15 protein-coding genes are annotated in these 17,798 nt (G+C 44.2%); 6 read left to right on the top strand and 9 right to left on the bottom strand.

What is annotated here, in order from left to right; all coding sequences use genetic code 11:
- Positions 1–40: 40 nt before the first annotated feature.
- A complete protein-coding gene (yfcE, locus tag ACF8CV_RS11320; protein ID WP_025504561.1) occupies positions 41–586 on the top strand; it encodes a phosphodiesterase in 546 nt (181 codons plus the stop codon).
- 58 nt (positions 587–644) lie between these two features.
- On the opposite strand, the gene ACF8CV_RS11325 is transcribed toward yfcE, so the two are convergent.
- From ACF8CV_RS11325 to toxR, 4 genes are read right to left on the bottom strand one after another with little or no spacing between them, the layout of a single operon-like run.
- On the bottom strand, positions 645–923 hold the full coding sequence (locus ACF8CV_RS11325; protein ID WP_005454560.1) for a SelT/SelW/SelH family protein: 279 nt from the start codon (positions 921–923) through the stop codon (positions 645–647).
- Between the two features lie 21 nt (positions 924–944).
- Positions 945–1,700: a sulfite exporter TauE/SafE family protein gene (locus tag ACF8CV_RS11330; RefSeq protein WP_031851707.1), complete on the bottom strand. Its 756-nt coding sequence runs from the start codon at positions 1,698–1,700 to the stop codon at positions 945–947.
- A gap of 46 nt (positions 1,701–1,746) precedes the next feature.
- Positions 1,747–2,262 carry a transmembrane regulator ToxS gene (gene toxS, locus ACF8CV_RS11335; protein ID WP_005454545.1) on the bottom strand — a complete coding sequence of 172 codons (516 nt, stop codon included), beginning with the start codon at positions 2,260–2,262 and terminating at the stop codon, positions 1,747–1,749.
- Positions 2,263–2,273: 11 nt separating this feature from the next.
- The gene (gene toxR, locus ACF8CV_RS11340) at positions 2,274–3,152 is read right to left on the bottom strand and encodes a transcriptional regulator ToxR (RefSeq protein ID WP_017448752.1); all 879 of its coding nucleotides are present in this window, start codon (positions 3,150–3,152) and stop codon (positions 2,274–2,276) included.
- 270 nt (positions 3,153–3,422) lie between these two features.
- Between toxR and htpG the strand changes: the two genes are divergently transcribed.
- The 3 genes from htpG to hemH all read left to right on the top strand — a co-directional run bounded on the left by htpG (position 3,423) and on the right by hemH (position 7,360).
- Positions 3,423–5,327, top strand: coding sequence for a molecular chaperone HtpG (htpG, locus tag ACF8CV_RS11345; RefSeq protein ID WP_138938592.1), 1,905 nt, complete (start codon positions 3,423–3,425; stop codon positions 5,325–5,327).
- A 320-nt stretch (positions 5,328–5,647) separates the two neighbouring features.
- Complete coding sequence (gene adk / locus ACF8CV_RS11350) at positions 5,648–6,292, top strand: adenylate kinase (protein ID WP_005454556.1); 645 nt, start codon at positions 5,648–5,650, stop codon at positions 6,290–6,292.
- Between the two features lie 105 nt (positions 6,293–6,397).
- Positions 6,398–7,360 (top strand): ferrochelatase, encoded by a 963-nt coding sequence (gene hemH, locus ACF8CV_RS11355; protein ID WP_077281326.1) that lies wholly within the window; start codon positions 6,398–6,400, stop codon positions 7,358–7,360.
- Positions 7,361–7,436: 76 nt separating this feature from the next.
- Here hemH and ACF8CV_RS11360 read toward each other — a convergent pair whose 3' ends face one another.
- The gene (locus ACF8CV_RS11360; protein WP_005454549.1) at positions 7,437–8,825 is read right to left on the bottom strand and encodes a peptide MFS transporter; all 1,389 of its coding nucleotides are present in this window, start codon (positions 8,823–8,825) and stop codon (positions 7,437–7,439) included.
- Positions 8,826–9,158: 333 nt separating this feature from the next.
- On the opposite strand from ACF8CV_RS11360, the gene rfaH reads away from it, so the two are divergent.
- Positions 9,159–9,659, top strand: a complete 501-nt coding sequence (gene rfaH, locus ACF8CV_RS11365; RefSeq protein ID WP_005454588.1) for a transcription/translation regulatory transformer protein RfaH — start codon at positions 9,159–9,161, stop codon at positions 9,657–9,659.
- A 115-nt stretch (positions 9,660–9,774) separates the two neighbouring features.
- On the opposite strand, the gene asnB is transcribed toward rfaH, so the two are convergent.
- The 4 genes from asnB to nagA all read right to left on the bottom strand — a co-directional run bounded on the left by asnB (position 9,775) and on the right by nagA (position 15,706).
- Positions 9,775–11,439 carry an asparagine synthase B gene (gene asnB, locus ACF8CV_RS11370; RefSeq protein WP_023585938.1) on the bottom strand — a complete coding sequence of 555 codons (1,665 nt, stop codon included), beginning with the start codon at positions 11,437–11,439 and terminating at the stop codon, positions 9,775–9,777.
- A gap of 242 nt (positions 11,440–11,681) precedes the next feature.
- On the bottom strand, positions 11,682–13,271 hold the full coding sequence (locus tag ACF8CV_RS11375) for a cation:proton antiporter family protein (RefSeq protein ID WP_005454558.1): 1,590 nt from the start codon (positions 13,269–13,271) through the stop codon (positions 11,682–11,684).
- Between the two features lie 81 nt (positions 13,272–13,352).
- Positions 13,353–14,567: an ROK family protein gene (locus ACF8CV_RS11380; RefSeq protein WP_005454586.1), complete on the bottom strand. Its 1,215-nt coding sequence runs from the start codon at positions 14,565–14,567 to the stop codon at positions 13,353–13,355.
- 2 nt (positions 14,568–14,569) lie between these two features.
- Positions 14,570–15,706 (bottom strand): N-acetylglucosamine-6-phosphate deacetylase, encoded by a 1,137-nt coding sequence (gene nagA, locus ACF8CV_RS11385; protein WP_005478503.1) that lies wholly within the window; start codon positions 15,704–15,706, stop codon positions 14,570–14,572.
- A 489-nt stretch (positions 15,707–16,195) separates the two neighbouring features.
- Here nagA and nagE point away from each other — a divergent pair, with 489 nt between their 5' ends.
- Positions 16,196–17,767, top strand: a complete 1,572-nt coding sequence (gene nagE / locus ACF8CV_RS11390) for an N-acetylglucosamine-specific PTS transporter subunit IIBC (protein ID WP_005454584.1) — start codon at positions 16,196–16,198, stop codon at positions 17,765–17,767.
- Positions 17,768–17,798 lie beyond the last annotated feature (31 nt).

The following is a 17,798-nucleotide window of genomic DNA, read 5'->3' on the forward strand; positions in this document are numbered from 1 at the left end:
TGCCGTAGAATAGCCTCATACATTTTGAGGAGACAACGTCGTGAAACTATTTTTTGCCTCAGACCTGCATGGCTCTTTGCCAGCAACCGAAGAAACCATCAAGTTATTCCTAGCATCAGGTGCAAAGCATTTGGTGCTGTTGGGTGACACGTTGAACCACGGACCACGCAACCCGATTCCGGAAGGGTATAACCCGCCCCAAGTGGCGGAGCTTCTCAACCAATACAGTCAGCAAATCATTTCCGTACGCGGTAACTGTGACAGCGAAGTAGATCAAATGCTGCTGAACTTCCCAATGATGATGGATTACGCATGGGTATTGCTAGAGTCTGGTAAGCGAATCTTTCTGACGCATGGCCATTTGTACAACAGCGATAAAAGACCACCTTTGCGAGAGGGTGACATCATCGCTCATGGTCATACGCATGTTCCCGTAGCCGAAATTAAAGAGGGTGTGGTGATCTTTAACCCCGGTTCAATGACCTTCCCGCGTAACGGTTTACCAAGAAGTTTTGGATTACTGGATGGGAATACGCTCAGTGTTCAAACGCCAGAAGGTGAAGTGCTGGCGCAGACGACGATTTAACGACCAACTAAGGTTAGTCGCTACGAAAATGATTTAAATAAGGGAACCGAGTGTTCCCTTATTTTGTATCGGAATGACCGAGATCGCGCTCTGGGTCGATAATGTCTCTTACGCGCTGTTTTAGTACTTTTGCCTCAGGAAAACCGCCGTCCTTCTTACGTTCCCAAATTTGCTGGCCATTGCAGAAAATCTCGAATCGACCACCTGTGTCTGGATGCAAACTGATGGTGTCGATTTCTTCGCTAAAAGTATGCAGCAACTCTTGCGATAACCAAGTCGAACGCAACATCCAGTTGCACTGGCGGCAGTAATAAATATCAATGATTGCTTTATCCATGAAAATTTCCTTTTAACTGGGTTAAACCAGCAATTTGATGCCCACGGCAAACGTGAGAATTTCGAACGCAATTTTAATCACTCGGTTGCTATAGCGAGTTGCGGCCCACGCGCCTAAACTGCCCCCAAGAAAAGAGCTCAACAACAATACTGGTAACCAAGCCCAGTGAATAGGTGCTCCTGCTTGTACAACCGCGACGCCACCAATACCATTCCAAAACAGGCCGACACAAATCATGGTGTAGGCGACCGCTTGTTTGTAATCGAACCCAAACCAACGCACAAGAAAGAGAGTGACAAGCAACCCAGAACCAGCGGTTAAAGACCCGTTGACGATGCCTATCAACATGATGCCAATACCACCAAGAATCCAACCCAATTGATTGCGACGCTTAATGATTTCGGTTTGCCCCAGTTGCTTTTTCAAGCGGGAATAAATACCGAGTGCCAGAATCATACTGCCTAGCATCTTTTCCGCAATACCATCAGGGATATGAACGATGAGGTTTGCGCCAATCACAACACCTATACTGCCAACAAAAATCAGATAAAGGGCGATGGGCAATTTAATGGTGCCGGCTTTGAGGTGAGTGCTTGCAGCGCCCAAGCCTAAAGCAACAGAAGCCACTTTATGAGTGCCTAGTGCAACGGAGAACGGTAAGCCAAGAAAAATAAGTAGAGGAAACTGTAGCAAACCGGCGCCGCCACCAGAAAGAGATGCCAACGTATTTGCAACGAGCGAGCCGAAAAAGAGAGTGAAAGTGTCTAACCAATCCATGAGAAAAAATTAAGGGGGCATCTTGCCCCCTTATCACTAATTAAATTCAGTTTCTAAACAGTACCGTAGAACCGTGATTTAGGCTAGTTAATAGCAGAGTTTTCTCATTAACCACGTCAATTCGGCGGCTTTGTTCTGCATCTAGCTTAAAGATTTGAGTAATCAAACGTAGTTGCGCTTCAGAAAAATCCTTGGATTGAGAAGAAGAAATATCTTTGAACTCAGAAGGAGAAACAAGCAGATAGTTATCACTCACTTCCCAGCGACCTTTCTCTGAAATATTAATTGTCGATTCAGCCGTCGAGCCTTGTGCGAACAGTTTGATGTTTGCCACGCGAATGTAATCGCCATTCGGCAGGTACTTAACGTTCGACTCCACATTCACTCGACGTAACGGGCCTACGGTATCGTCTGGCAAGTTATCAGTAATCACAGTCACCATGGTTGACTGCCATTCATTTGATGTAAGCACTTGCTCAACTTTAAGGTCACTGCCCCAGTACAACCAACCACTGAAAAGGATAGATACGGCCAAAACCGCAGATGCTACTTTAATCTTCATGCTGGCCTCCTTTATTTGCAGATGTCTGTTGGATCGTTTTGACCTGCGAAAATACGCAATGTCACGTTCTCATACGAGTGGTTGCTGTCATGAATGTAGTTCAAAATCAGCTGGTTATTTTGTCCGCCAGTGGCAATCACTTCCACTGGTAAGGAGTCTTCTGCATGGTGCTTAACGTAGCGTTCAATGCACTGCTCAATAGAAGGCAACCAGTTGTTGATTTGCGGGTGATTTACAGGTGTCATCACTGGTACGTTCTGATACTCACCAATCTGACGGAACTGAGATTCCGCAGGGTTTGTAAACAGCAGTACGCAAATCGGTAGTAATAGTGCCAAAAATAAAATAACGCGTGGAATCCAAGGATTCACAGCAGAAGCCACGGGTGCTTTTTCAGGTACTACTGGCGCTTCTGGTTCAACGATTGCGTCAGAAGGCGTCGCTAAAGACGGCTCTACGATCGTTTCTACCTCATTAGCAGAGGCGTCATTGTTATCAGAAGCTGGCTCTTCAACTTCAATTGAGCTTGAGTCTGAAGAAAGTGGGCTTAGGCGTTCAACAGTACAAATGAGTTGATAGCCTCGTTTTGGAACGGTTTTAACAAACTCTGGAGATTTGGTTGAATCCTTCAACATCTTACGCAGAGTAGAAATCGCTTGAGTCAGGCTTGAGTCATCCACCTCAAAACCTTGCTCACGCCAAACAAACTCGTGAAGCTCGTTACGGGTTAAAACTTCGTTTGGTCTCTCCGCCAACATCAGGAGTATACGGCTTTCGTTGCTTCCTAATCGTACAACTTCGTTGCCGCTTTGTTGGTCAGCGAGCGAATTACTATTTGGATCAAAGGTAAACCTTTGAGCAAGTAGAAATTTGGTGCCGATGTTAGTCATTTAGTTCTTCTTAGATGGATGATGTTGTAATTATGGTGATTTATATCACAAAATTACGTTTGCGCATGGGAGATACGCGACGTTTTAGATGCTTTTAGGGGGGTAGGATAATTAAATTTTTCTAAAAAAACACCGTTTTTAGCAATATTGACCTTGAATTTACATTTGTCAGCCACATGTTAAATGACATCTTAGTGTGGTGATTTCATGGGGCTAAATCACAAAGTCGTCCCTGAAAAAGCCTGTTAGTTTAGATGTTATGGAGCACACATGAGCGAAACCGTATCTCAAAATAAAGAAACTCGTGGTTTTCAATCAGAAGTAAAACAACTACTTCATTTAATGATCCATTCTCTTTATTCCAATAAAGAGATCTTTTTGCGCGAGCTGATTTCTAACGCATCAGATGCATCAGACAAATTGCGTTTTCAGGCACTTTCGAATCCTGATTTATATGAAGGTAACGCAGATCTTGGCGTTAAGCTGTCATTTGATGAAAGTGCAAATACCCTAACGATTTCTGATAACGGTATCGGTATGAGCCGCAATGACGTTATCGAACATTTAGGCACCATCGCAAAATCAGGCACCGCGGAATTCTTCTCAAAGCTTTCAGAAGAGCAAAGCAAAGACTCGCAATTGATCGGTCAATTTGGTGTTGGTTTCTACTCTGCATTTATCGTTGCTGATGCGGTGACCGTGCGCACTCGTGCAGCAGGTTTGCCAGCAGATGAAGCTGTGCAATGGCATTCTGCGGGCGAGGGTGAGTACACCATTGAAAACATCACTAAAGAATCTCGTGGTACTGACATCATTCTTCACATGCGTGACGAAGGTAAAGAGTTCTTAAATGAATGGCGTCTGCGCGATGTCATCAGCAAGTACTCGGATCACATCGGCATTCCTGTTTCTATCCAAACTGTAGTGCGTGATGAAGACGGTAAAGAGACAGATGAGAAGAAGTGGGAGCAAATCAACAAAGCTCAAGCGTTGTGGACGCGTAATAAAGCAGATATCTCAGATGAAGAATACCAAGAATTCTACAAACACGTTTCACACGATTTCGCTGATCCATTGGTGTGGAGCCACAACCGCGTAGAAGGTAAAAACGACTACACTAGCCTACTTTACATCCCATCGAAAGCGCCATGGGATATGATGAATCGTGATCATAAGTCAGGTCTGAAACTGTACGTGCAACGTGTGTTCATTATGGATGATGCTGAACAGTTTATGCCGTCTTACCTGCGTTTCGTACGTGGCTTGATTGATTCAAACGATCTGCCGCTAAACGTATCGCGTGAAATTCTACAAGACAACAAAGTGACTCAGTCGCTACGCAATGCATGCACGAAACGTGTACTGACTATGCTTGAGCGCATGGCGAAGAATGATGAAGAAAAATACCAATCATTCTGGAAAGAGTTTGGCCTAGTGTTGAAAGAAGGCCCAGCGGAAGACTTTGCGAACAAAGAGAAAATTGCAGGTCTATTGCGTTTTGCTTCAACAGAAGTTGATTCAGCGGAACAAACCGTTGGTCTTGCGTCCTACGTTGAGCGCATGAAAGAAGGCCAAGATAAGATCTACTACTTAACTGCAGACAGCTACGCGGCGGCGAAGAATAGCCCTCACTTAGAGCAGTTTAAAGCGAAAGGCATTGAAGTCATTCTGATGTTCGACCGAATTGACGAATGGTTGATGAACTACCTAACTGAGTTTGATGGTAAGCAGTTCCAATCGATTACAAAAGCTGGCCTTGACTTGAGTAAGTTTGAAGACGAAGCCGATAGAGAAAAGCAAAAAGAAACCGAAGAAGAGTTCAAATCGGTTGTTGAGCGTACCAAGTCTTACTTGGGTGACCGCGTGAAAGACGTGCGTACGACCTTTAAACTTGCATCTACACCCGCAGTCGTTGTGACGGATGATTACGAGATGGGGACTCAGATGGCGAAGCTGCTTGCTGCCGCAGGTCAAGCTGTGCCAGAAGTGAAATACATCTTTGAAATCAACCCAGAGCACGCACTTGTTAAGCGCATGGCGGATGAAGCGGATGAAGAAGCGTTTGGCCGCTGGGTCGAAGTGCTACTTGGTCAAGCCATGTTAGCAGAGCGCGGCTCGATGGAAGATCCAACGCAGTTCTTGGGTGCTATCAACAAGCTTTTGACTAAGGTTTAATAAGTCATCAATATCGAAAAGCTCGCATAATGCGAGCTTTTTGTTTGTTGTCGCAAAATTTCGCATTACAGGTGTTGAGTTAATAATCAATAGCTGCAGAAAGAGGGTGTTGTTAACATTCTTTAGTCTTAATTCACTCTTTGCTCTGTGAACCTGTGATAGAATCTGTGACTTGAATGTGAGTAATAAGGCGTGTATTTTTGCCCGCCTATATACCTTATACCGAAACTTATCGTTGCGAGCGCTTCTAGGGTTTATGCCTGCGAAGCACAGCTATTGTGAGCTTCGGTATAAATCTTAAATATAAAAGAGGATAAATCATGCGCATCATTCTTCTAGGTGCTCCAGGTGCAGGTAAAGGCACACAAGCAAACTTCATCATGGATAAATACGGTATTCCACAAATCTCTACTGGTGATATGCTTCGTGCTGCTATCAAAGCAGGTACAGAACTTGGCAAACAAGCTAAAGCTGTTATCGACGCTGGTCAGCTAGTTTCTGATGAAATCATCCTTGGTCTTATCAAAGAGCGTATCGCTCAAGACGATTGTGAGAAAGGTTTCCTACTAGATGGTTTCCCACGCACTATTCCTCAGGCTGATGGCCTAAAAGAAATGGGCGTTGAAGTAGATTACGTTATCGAATTCGACGTAGCTGACGATGTGATCGTTGAGCGTATGGCTGGTCGTCGTGCTCACCTTCCTTCAGGTCGTACTTACCACGTTGTTTACAACCCACCTAAAGTGGAAGGTAAAGACGACGTAACGGGTGAAGATCTTGTTGTTCGCGATGACGACAAAGAAGAAACAGTACGTGCACGTCTAGGTGTTTACCACGAGCAAACTGCACCACTTATCGATTACTACGGTAAAGAAGCTGCAGCAGGCAAAACTAAGTACCTAAAATTTGACGGTACTAAGCAAGTAGCTGAAGTAAGTGCTGATATCGAGAAGGCATTAGCATAATAGGTAATACCTATTATCAAAATTTTTAATAATTTTGTTATAGTGAAGCGGCCGTAAGGTCGCTTTTTTTATACATTTTATATGCTGGGAAAACAAAGGGACGCAATGCAAACTAAAAATAAACAAGGTGTGTTACTGGTTAACCTAGGAACACCTGATGAACCTACCGCTCCAGCGGTTAAGCGCTTCTTAAGTCAGTTTCTTCATGATCATCGTGTAGTCGATATGGCACGATGGCTTTGGTGTCCAATTTTACATGGTGTGATTCTTCCAATACGCTCGCCAAAGGTCGCTAAGTTGTATGAATCGGTATGGATGGAAGAGGGCTCACCTTTAATGGTGTATTCCAAACGCCAGGCAAAGAAACTTGCTCAGCATCTCGATATGCCTGTGGAACTCGGCATGACTTATGGCAACCCAAGCCTTCAATCTGGTTTTGAAGCTCTTATCGCTCAAGGTGTGGAAGAGGTTATTGTGCTACCGTTGTACCCACAATATTCTGGGACAACCACCGCAGCCGTGTCTGATGGAATCACAAAAGCGTTTAAGCAACTGCCAGTGATGCCAGCATTCAGCTTTATTCGCGATTATCACGATCATCCAGTGTACATCGAAGCGCTTGCACACTCGGTTCGACAATACTGGGAAGAGTATGGCAAAGGGGATTACTTGCTGTGTTCATATCACGGTATTCCTAAACGTTATGCAGACAATGGCGACATTTATCCTCAGCATTGTGAAGCGACCACTCGCTTGCTCGGTGAGGCGCTTGGTTTATCATCGGATCAGATTGGTATGTCTTATCAGTCTCGTTTTGGCCGAGAAGAGTGGCTACAGCCTTACACTGATAAAACATTGGAAACCATCACCAGTAAAGGCGTGAAGAAAATTGATATCATGACTCCTGCATTTTCATCTGATTGTTTAGAAACGTTGGAAGAAATAGCTGGAGAGAACAAAGAGATCTTTATGGAAGCGGGTGGTGAGCAGTTCCACTATATTCCATGCCTTAACGACGATGACATGCATATCGATATGATGGCAGAACTAGTACGCAGCAAGCTGTAGAGCTTTGGTTTTCTGTACTGAATGAATACAGAAAAGGGTCGCGATTGCGACCCTTTTTAGTAACTTTGAAACCATGTTAAGCAACTTGTGTTTGTTGCTCTTCAATTTGTTCTGCAGTGCTGTGAGTGTTTTCTGCACCGTGCATCCAACGAACAAGCGTGTTCGAGAATAACATTAGAATCACACCACTGATCAATGCGGTTACTGCGATGCCACTAAAGATAGCCATTGCACCAAGTTCACCCACATGAGAACCCACGTAACCAGCGACATAGTTCGCAATAGCGTTACAACCAAACCATGCACCCATCATCAACGATGCAAGACGTAGCGGAGCCAGTTTGGTTACAAGAGACAGACCAATAGGGGATAGGCACAGTTCGCCCAAAGTATGGAAGAAGAACGCGCCAACTAGCCATAGCATGGATGTTTTCACGTTAGTATCACCACCTTGTTCCATTACTGCACCAACCATGCATAGGAAGCCTAGTGCCAAGAAGAACATAGCTAAAGCAAATTTCGCTGGTGAGTTTGGTTCACGTTTACCTAGTTTCACCCATAGAACCGCAAGGACAGGCGCAAGCGTAATGATAAAGAATGGGTTTAGTGACTGGAACCAAGCTGCAGGTACTTCAAAACCGCCAATCATACGATCGGTGTACTGCTGAGTGTAAATGTTCATCAGACCGCCAGCTTGCTCGAAACCAGCCCAGAATACGATAGTAAACAGGCTCATCACCAAGATAACTTTAATGCGATCTACTTCTTCTTTGGTAAGAGGCTGTTTTGTTTTGGCGTTCTTATTGTTTAGGTCGCGTTTCGCGGCTGGCTCACGGCCAATATCACCAAGCCAAGACTGTGAAAGTGACATTTGCATGACAAGGCTGATTATCATACCCACGCCCGCTGCTACGAAACCTGCTTTCCAACCAAATGAGTTCGTTACAGATCCAGAAACCACGCCGGCTAGCAGAGCACCAAGGTTGATACCCATGTAGAAGATAGTGAAAGCGCCATCACGACGGTTATCACCTTCATTGTAAAGGTCACCAACCATGGTAGAGATATTTGGCTTGAATAGACCGTTACCACAAATAAGCAGAGCAAGACCTAAATAGAAAGTGTGAAGTGCTCCGAAGCCTAGTGCGTCAGCCGGAAGTGCCAGTGTGAACTGGCCGATAGCCATTAATGCACCACCAAGCAAAATTGAGCGGCGTTGGCCAAGGTAGTTATCGGCAAGGTAACCACCAATCAATGGGGTAATGTAAACAAGGCCGGTGTAAATGCCATAAAGGTCGAGCGCGTCTTTCGTTGACCAGCCCAAACCACCATTCATTGTGGTATCAGTTAAGTAGAGTACTAGAATGGCACGCATTGCGTAGTAGGAAAAGCGTTCCCAGAGTTCTGTGCCGAACAATAAGAACAAGCCACGAGGGTGACCGAAATATTGATGTTGGTTTGACATAAGCTCTTCTAATAGTAGTTATTACATTTTTTAACGACACCTACGTATACATTGCAATTTAACTGCTTACAAACAATAAAATTTTGCCTTACGACTAAATAACATTGTTAAGTCACTGTTTATTTTTGATTTTGTGGAGCTTTTGTTGGTGGTTGATGTGTATTACAAACTTAATTTTCATTTTTGCCTATGGACTTATTTTCTTAACCTTTTGAAAAAGTGTAAGTTATGCGAACAATGTATAATGTTCTTCTTATGGATAATTTGAATATTCATGACTCACCTTTAGCTTAATGCTAGGATGAAACAAAAATATAATTGGCTAGTAATAAAATGAAACGTTGGTATTTACTTTATTGTAAGCGTGGAGAACAAATAAGGGCTAAGCAGCATCTTGAAAATCAAGGTGTTGAGTGCTTCTACCCAACTGTAGAAGTCGAAAAAATCTTGCGCGGTAAGCGACAAAAGGTCGAAGAACCGTTGTTTCCTTGTTATGTATTTGCACGTTTTGATTATGAACAAGGCCCGAACTTTACGTCGGTTCGGTCGACGCGCGGTGTTGTCGACTTTGTTCGATTTGGTGCCCAACCAAAAGAAGTTCAAGGCGATCTTGTGTTTGAGTTGAAGCAGCTAGAGAAATGCTGCACAGAAAAAAACATATCCGAATGCATGCCTAAACCAGGTGATCAGGTTCGTGTTAAGAGCGGACAATTTGCAGGTATTGATGCCATTTTCCAAGAACAAGACGGAGAGAAGCGTTCAATCATGTTGGTGCAAATGATCTCGAAGCGAGTGCCAGTTAGCATTGATAACACCGATTTAGACTTAAAGTAGTCGCTTAATACTCATAACAACCAACACAAAAAAGAGGTGCGCACGCACCTCTTTTTGATCTTAACGTCAACAAGTTAAATAATTGGGCTGGATTGCTGCTCCAGCCCAATTCTACTTAGTAAGCGTCGTTGTGAACGGTTTGCACTGCACGGCCTGAAGGGTCAACACAGTTCTTGAATGACTCATCCCACTCAATCGCTTTCGCTGATGAACACGCTACAGAAGGACCACCTGGTACACATTCTGCAGCTGATGGTAATGGGAACAACTCCTCAAAAATTTCGCGGTATACGTAACCTTCTTTAGTTGTTGGTGTGTTGTATGGGAAGCGGTACTGAGCCGTTTCCATCTGTTGATCGGTCACTTTCTCTTCTGCTACGGCCTTCAAAGTGTCAATCCAGCTGTAACCTACGCCATCAGAAAACTGCTCTTTTTGACGCCAAGCGATTGAGTCTGGTAAGTAATGCTCAAAACATTCGCGAAGAATGTGTTTTTCCATCTTACCGTTGCCACACATTTTGTCTGCAGGGTTTAAGCGCATTGCGACGTCAATAAACTCTTTATCCAAGAATGGTACACGGCCTTCAACGCCCCATGCCGCCAACGATTTGTTCGCACGGGCACAGTCAAACATGTTTAGAGCCAGCAGTTTACGAACCGTTTCTTCGTGGAACTCTTTTGCGTTTGGCGCTTTGTGGAAGTACAAGTAACCACCGAAGATTTCATCAGCGCCTTCACCAGAAAGCACCATTTTGATGCCCATTGCCTTGATTTTACGGCCCATAAGGAACATCGGCGTTGAGGCACGAATCGTTGTTACGTCATAAGTCTCGATGTGGTAAATCACGTCACGAATAGCATCCAAACCTTCTTGAATGGTGTATGTCATTTCGTGGTGAACGGTACCAATTTTTTCTGCCACTTCACGTGCTGCTTTTAAGTCTGGAGCGCCTTCAAGACCAACCGCAAAAGAGTGAAGTTGAGGCCACCATGCTTCTGATTTTTCATCGTCTTCGATACGCATCGCAGCATAGCGTTTTGCTACCGCAGATGTGATGGATGAATCCAGACCACCAGATAGTAGTACGCCGTATGGTACGTCAGTCATTAGTTGACGTTTCACCGCTGCTTCCAGTGCTTCTGTTAGTTCTTCTTTACTCGTGCTGTTACCTTGAACAGCGGCATATTCGTTCCAGTCACGGATGTAGTAACGCTGAGGTTCTGTATCTTTTGAGCTGTAGTGCGAACCTGGAGGGAATTCGCTGACTGTTTTACAAACGGGTACGAGTGCTTTCATTTCGGAAGCGACGTAGTAGTTACCGTGTTCATCGTAACCTTGGTAAAGTGGAATGATACCGATATGGTCACGACCTACTAGGTACTCATCTTTTTCTTCATCGTACAGTACGAAAGCAAAAATGCCGTTTAGCTCTTCAAGAAGATCAGCACCCATGTCTTGATACAGCGCTAAAATAACTTCACAGTCAGAGTCTGTTTGGAATTCGTACTTGCCTTCGTAGCGAGCGCGAATCTCTTTGTGGTTGTAGATCTCACCGTTAACGGCAAGGATTAGTTTTTTATCAGGGCTGTATAGTGGTTGAGCACCGCTATTTAGACCAACGATAGCCAAGCGCTCGTGAGCTAGGATTGCTCTTTCTGAAGAGTAGATACCAGACCAGTCAGGGCCACGGTGACGAAGCTTTTTCGACATTTCTAACGCGATAGGACGCAGTGCCGCTGCATCACTTTTAATGTCTAAAATCCCAAATACTGAACACATACAACATCCTTTCTAAACTAAACAATTTCTAATCGGTATGGATTCAATTTGCCATTCTGAGTAAAAAAAGCAACGTTTTGTGATTAAAAAAATGATAAAAAGCCTTGTTGATTAAATAACATTTAACTTATTTGTTGTTTTAATGAATGGAATTAAGGTTTGGTATGAAAATTAAACAAAAAAGCCTCTCTATTGATAGAAAGGCTTTTAATTGGTAGTAGCGTTGTTGCGTATTTTTAGGGTTATTTTATTGAAGTGAACTGAGGTTCTAGTTGTTTGCACACGTGTCGCGCAAAACCACTACCTGCTTCGCTGTATATATTAAAGGCAGCGTCCACACCACTTTCCAACAAACCTTCTAGTTGGTCTGGATATTCTGCAATAGCGGCAATTTGCCCTTTGTAGTTTCTACGCTGAAGTTGTTCTAGTGCCGTTTGATTACCTTGATGGTGTGGCATTGCCAATAAAACTAACTTTACGTGACCAGTATCTAGGATTCGTTCCCAAAAATCTGGGTCGGTAGCATCCCCTGAAATGACATTACGTCCTTCTGAACGGTGTTGTTGTGCTGCTTCTTCACGGATCTCAATCCCCAGAGAAATCTTGCCGTAACGTGCGCGTAGCTCGTCATATGCACCAGTACCAATTCGCCCCATGCCTAGAATAAGTACTTGAGCATGTCCCGGGTTGATCAACTGGTCACGTTGGTTGAGTTTCTCTGCAGCCGTTTCTTGTAACCATTTACCGGAATGCTGATAAATTTTATGGCCCAAGCGATTTAGAGGTGCTGAGATAATAAAGGATAGTGAAACCGCTACAGCAATGGCTGCGAGCATGTCACTCGGCATCCACCCCATTTTGTACGCCAGGCCACCGACAATGAGCCCGAACTCGCTGTAGTTAAACAGTGATAAAGAAGCGAGTAGGGAAGTACGCACGCGAAACTTAAAGTGGTTGATGGTCAGGAAGTATAGCAATCCTTTAATAGGCAGAAGGACAATGAATAATAGTGCTAGTGCGATACCCGTTAGACTCAAAGATGCGGATAAGCCGATATTTAAGAAGAAGCAGACGAGAAAGAGCTCTTTCATATTAAATAGCGATTTAGACAACTCTGACGCTTTACGGTGACCAGCGAGCATCATGCCAAGAATCAAGGCGCCAAGGTCTGGTTTCATTCCAACTAACTCAAACAGTCCGGCACCCACAACAAGCGCGAAGAAAATGCCGAACAGCACTAACATCTCGCCGTGGCCTACTTTATCCAATAACTTGTAAAACAGCGGGCGCAGGAGAGGAAGAGCAAATAGACCTATGGCGTACCATTCTGGCACTTTGCCTGTTGAAACAGTCAGAAACACGACCGCGAAGATATCTTGCATAACCAAAATACCGATGGCCAGTGTGGCGTATGTCGCGTTGAGTTCACCTTTTTCCTGCAGTGTTTTTACCGCGAAAACAGTGCTAGAGAAGGAAAGTGCAAAGGCTAGGAGCAATATCTGCCCGCTTTCCATACTTGCAAGGGACGTTAATCCAAGCAGTTTTAGTCCTGACAACGCAAGGGCAAAAAAAGCGGTTGAAAGAATATTGTGCGCTGTTGCACCGCCCCAAATTTCTTTGGAAAGCAATGTTTTTACATCGAGCTTTAAGCCAATAGTAAAAAGCAAAAGAGTAACGCCGAGATCAGCCAGAGTGACAATAACGTCATTACTTTGATAGCCAAAGGCATGTAAGCCAAAACCTGCTAGTAGAAAACCAACTAGAGGGGGAAGGCTGCATTTGAGCGCGATGAAGCCTGCTAAAAAAGCCGTTGTAATTAGAATAATTTCCATACTGTTGAGCTAGATTCCTGATATACGAAAACGGGCTGTGAAAACACAGCCCGAGATTGTAACTCAATTAGTTGTATAAACTTAGTCTTCTAGTAACTTTTGTAACAAAACGCCATTTAACATCGCTCGTTTTATCATGGCAAAAGCGCCCATTGTTGGCTGCTTATCAATGTGAGAAGCCACAATTGGAAGATCGTTATGGAAGGTTTTCAGTGACTGGTTTTCTACATTTCTTTGAATTGCAGGGAAAACAATGTCTTGTGCAGCGGTGATGTCACCTGCAATCACGATTTTTTGTGGGTTAAACAAGTTGATGGTGATAGCGATGGCTTTACCCAACTGGTTACCAACACGTACTAAGCTCTGTTTCGCGAGCTCATCACCGTTCATAGCATGAGTGCATACATCTTCAATCGTAATGTGCTCCAATTGCGTTAAGCTAGACTCATAGCCTTGTGCTATGAGCTGTTTAACGCGTTGGATGATCGCTGGGTTAGCAGCAACCGTTTCAAGACAGCCAAAGTTGCCACATTGGCATTGCTCACCAAGAGGGTCAATTTGAATGTGGCCAATTTCACCTACGTTACGGTTAAAACCTAGAAACACTTGGCCGTTAACAATGATGCCTGCGCCAGTACCGCGGTGTACACTGACTAAGATAGAGTCTTGGCAATCTTGGCTAGCACCAAAATAATGTTCTGCAAGTGCCATACCACGGACGTCATTACCGACAAAACAAGCCGTATTGAACTTCTCTCGGATAATTTCACCAAGCGCAAGGTTATCAATATCCGTATTTGGCATGTACTCAACGACGCCTGTCGTAGGGTTAACTAGGCCTGGTAACGTAATACCGATAGCAATCAACTGGTCAATTTTATCTTGGCAACGACTTACGAAGTCTTTTAATAAATCAATAAGACCTGCAATCAAATCGGCTTGGTTGGTGTAGTGAAGTTCGTGTTGATCTTCTGCCAGTGCAGTGCCGCCTAAGTCATAGAGACAGAATTGAACGTAGTCTCGACCCAAACGAACGGCGATAGAGTGAAAAGGCTTCACTTCAGTGGTCAATGAGATTGCTCGACGACCACCTGTTGAAGCTTGTTGGGCGACCTCTTTAATGAGGCCGCGTTCCAATAGTTGACGGGTGATTTTGGTAACACTCGCTGGAGCGAGCTGGCTAACATCCGCGACTTGAATTCGGGAGATAGGACCTTGCTGATCAATCAGCCTGTATACCGCAGCGCTGTTAAGCTGTTTTACTAAATCTACATTACCAATCTGTCCGCCATTCATGCTTAATTTTGCTCGTATTGTCCGTTAACAACCGTCGCTTTAACGTTGAAGTCACGATCGAAAATAGTCAGGTTTGCAACCATGCCTTTTCGAATACGGCCGAGACGGTCCTCAACGCCAATTGCTGTCGCTGGGTACAGTGTAGCCATTCGTAGAGCTTCTTCTAAAGCGATACCTGCGTGCTCAACTGTGTTCTGAACTGCTTCAATCATAGTCAGAGCTGAGCCGCCTAGTGTGCCGTTTTCATCAACACACTTACCATCTCGGTAATATACTTTCTTACCGACAAAAATAAAGTGATCAATGTTAGCACCTGCCGGAGCTGTGGCATCGGTCACCAAAACAAGCTTTTCACCTTTGATTTTATGAGCAATTCGAATGTTTGCGTAGTCTACGTGGAAGCCGTCAGCAATGATGCCTGCGTAGATCTCTGGTGTATCGTAAATAGCACCAACCACTCCTGGCTCACGACCAACCATAGGAGTCATCGCATTGAATAGGTGAGTTGCAAAAGTAATACCGGCCTCAAAACCTTTGCGTGCTTCAGCATAGGTCGCGTTTGTGTGACCGATTGATACCACAATGCCTGCAGTTTTTAGGCGTGCGATATGTTCAGGGTCGTTCTGCTCTGGCGCAAGAGTTACTTTGGCAATGATGTCTGCATTTGAGCAAATAAGGTCAATCATGCCGTCATCGGATGGACGGATGAAGTCAACGCTATGAATACCTTTTTTCGCGACGTTAAGGTATGGGCCTTCAAGATGTAAGCCAAGCGATTGGTTTTGGTATTTTTTGTGATATTCGCGAGCTGCGGAGATTGCCGCGCGCATATCTTCATCAGAAGAAGTGATCAGCGTAGGAAGGAAGCTGGTACAACCCGACTTTAGGTTTGCTTCGTGCATGATTTGCATCGTTTCTGCTGTGATAGCATCGTTCAACATGACGCCGCCACAACCGTTCAGTTGCAGGTCGATAAAACCAGGACTTAAGTTAGCTCCATTAAGATCTTTTACTTCAATGCCTTTCGGTAGTTCAGCAACGGGCACAATGGATTGAATTAGATCGTTTTCAACGATGACCGCATGATCGGTAAGAACATCACTACCGGTATAGATTTTACAGTTACTTAGCGCGTACATAGTCAGCTAGTCCTTATAGATGAGAATTCAATTTCTGTATCGTTATCTAATCGGCGACTGAATGAGTCATGTGGGTACTTAGTTTGTATCACTGAATTAGATAACGAGTCACATACAGCAAGTTGCGTTTTATCGATGTCATTGTCAGAGTAACTAACTGAAAAATAATAAATGAATTGTTTTTTATGATTCTTTTTCAGAGCAAAGTTACTAAGAATTACCCGCCGAGATACCAAAATAACACTGATTCTGCCTTGCATAAAGTGCGAGAATATTATCTTTAAAACGCCATTTTTTCGTATAATAAAATAAGTTTTATGATCTCGCTAGCAAAAACCTTTCGAAAGGGCAAATTGTGGTGATTATGATCACAAACAATGAGCTTTTAATTTGCGGAGCAAAATTAATGTCATAAACTGACGATGACTAAATTGAACGACTGAAATAAGTCATTCAACATAACATCGAATCCTATAGGGGGAACTTAAGGTGAATATTCTCGGATACGCGCAGAAGTTAGGTAAAGCTCTTATGCTTCCTATCGCGACTTTGCCAATCGCAGGCTTGTTACTGCGCTTGGGCCAACCTGATGTATTTGACATCGCGTTTATGGCACAAGCCGGTAACTCAATCTTCTCTAACCTTCCATTGTTATTTGGTCTAGGTATCGCGATCGGCTTATCAAAAGACGGTCAAGGTGCTGCAGGTCTTGCTGGTGCGGTTGCGTACTTCGTACTTACTGCGACAGCGTCAACAATCGATGCGTCAGTTAACATGTCATTCTTCGGTGGTATTATCGCAGGTATCATTGCTGGCCATTCTTACAACGCTTTCCATGCTACACGTCTTCCTGAGTGGCTAGCATTCTTCTCTGGTAAGCGCCTAGTGCCAATTATGGCTGGTTTGTTCGCCCTAGTTGCTGGTGCTGTTTCAGGCATTGTATGGCCAACAATCCAAGGTGGTCTAGATGCACTTGCTCACGGTATCTCTACTTCTGGCGCAATCGGTCAGTTTGTATACGGTACGCTTAACCGTGCTCTAATTCCTGTAGGTCTACACCACGTACTGAACTCTTTCTTCTGGTTTGGTATGGGTTCTTGTCAAGAAGTGCTAGTTTCTGGCGCAACAGCTGCTGGTCAAGCTCTTCCTGCACTACAACAACTTTGTGTTGACCCAGCTCTAGCTAAGACTCTTGTTGCTGGTCAAACTCACACATTTGAATTCGCTAACTCAGTAACTCCAGAAATTACAGCAACTGTTAAAGAAGTAACTGAAACAGTTAAATCTGGTGACCTACACCGTTTCTTCGGCGGCGATAAGAGCGCTGGTGTATTCATGAACGGTTTCTTCCCAGTAATGATGTTCGGCCTACCGGGTGCAGCACTTGCTATGTACCTAGCGGCTCCTGTTGAGAAACGTAGCCAAGTTGGGGGTGCATTGTTCTCTGTTGCATTCTGTTCATTCCTAACTGGTATCACAGAGCCTCTAGAGTTCATGTTCGTATTCCTAGCTCCTGCTCTATACGCGATTCACGCAGTGTTCACTGGGCTATCGCTAGTTGTTGCTAACATGCTTGGTACGCTACACGGCTTCACATTCTCTGCTGGTCTAATTGACTACTTGTTGAATTACGGTCTAGCAACTAAACCTCTACTACTAGGTGCAGTTGGTCTTGGCTTCGGTGCTCTTTACTTCTTCACATTCAGCTTCGCAATCCGCGCGTTTAACCTAAAATCGCCAGGCCGTGAAGATGATGATAGCCAAGCAGCAGCACCAGCAGGTGAAGCAAAAAGTGGTGACCTAGCTCGTCAATACCTAAAAGCGCTAGGTGGTCATGACAACCTAACTTCAATTGACGCATGTATCACTCGTCTACGTCTAACTCTGAAAGATCGTTCAGTAGCTGATGAAGAAGTGTTGAAGAAACTAGGTGCGAAAGGTGTTGTTAAACTAGGTGAAAACAACCTTCAAGTTATCCTTGGTCCTCTAGCAGAAATCGTTGCTGGCGAAATGAAAGCAATCGGCGCAAACGAAGACCTATCGAATGTAAAACTACCATAATTACATCGAACTGATATTTGATTAGAGACCT

Origin of the sequence: Vibrio sp. zbq_1 (assembly GCF_043102935.1) — a bacterium.
GTDB classification, from domain to species: domain Bacteria; phylum Pseudomonadota; class Gammaproteobacteria; order Enterobacterales; family Vibrionaceae; genus Vibrio; species Vibrio parahaemolyticus.

Excerpts from the sequence above, each read along its gene's own strand:
- ACF8CV_RS11325 (WP_005454560.1), bottom strand. The coding sequence starts at position 923 with ATGGATAAAGCAATCATTGATATTTATTACTGCCGCCAGTGCAACTGG.
- ACF8CV_RS11330 (WP_031851707.1), bottom strand. The coding sequence starts at position 1,700 with ATGGATTGGTTAGACACTTTCACTCTCTTTTTCGGCTCGCTCGTTGCA.
- toxS (WP_005454545.1), bottom strand. The coding sequence starts at position 2,262 with ATGAAGATTAAAGTAGCATCTGCGGTTTTGGCCGTATCTATCCTTTTC.
- toxR (WP_017448752.1), bottom strand. The coding sequence starts at position 3,152 with ATGACTAACATCGGCACCAAATTTCTACTTGCTCAAAGGTTTACCTTT.
- htpG (WP_138938592.1), top strand. The coding sequence starts at position 3,423 with ATGAGCGAAACCGTATCTCAAAATAAAGAAACTCGTGGTTTTCAATCA.
- adk (WP_005454556.1), top strand. The coding sequence starts at position 5,648 with ATGCGCATCATTCTTCTAGGTGCTCCAGGTGCAGGTAAAGGCACACAA.
- hemH (WP_077281326.1), top strand. The coding sequence starts at position 6,398 with ATGCAAACTAAAAATAAACAAGGTGTGTTACTGGTTAACCTAGGAACA.
- ACF8CV_RS11360 (WP_005454549.1), bottom strand. The coding sequence starts at position 8,825 with ATGTCAAACCAACATCAATATTTCGGTCACCCTCGTGGCTTGTTCTTA.
- rfaH (WP_005454588.1), top strand. The coding sequence starts at position 9,159 with ATGAAACGTTGGTATTTACTTTATTGTAAGCGTGGAGAACAAATAAGG.
- asnB (WP_023585938.1), bottom strand. The coding sequence starts at position 11,439 with ATGTGTTCAGTATTTGGGATTTTAGACATTAAAAGTGATGCAGCGGCA.
- ACF8CV_RS11375 (WP_005454558.1), bottom strand. The coding sequence starts at position 13,271 with ATGGAAATTATTCTAATTACAACGGCTTTTTTAGCAGGCTTCATCGCG.
- ACF8CV_RS11380 (WP_005454586.1), bottom strand. The coding sequence starts at position 14,567 with ATGAATGGCGGACAGATTGGTAATGTAGATTTAGTAAAACAGCTTAAC.
- nagA (WP_005478503.1), bottom strand. The coding sequence starts at position 15,706 with ATGTACGCGCTAAGTAACTGTAAAATCTATACCGGTAGTGATGTTCTT.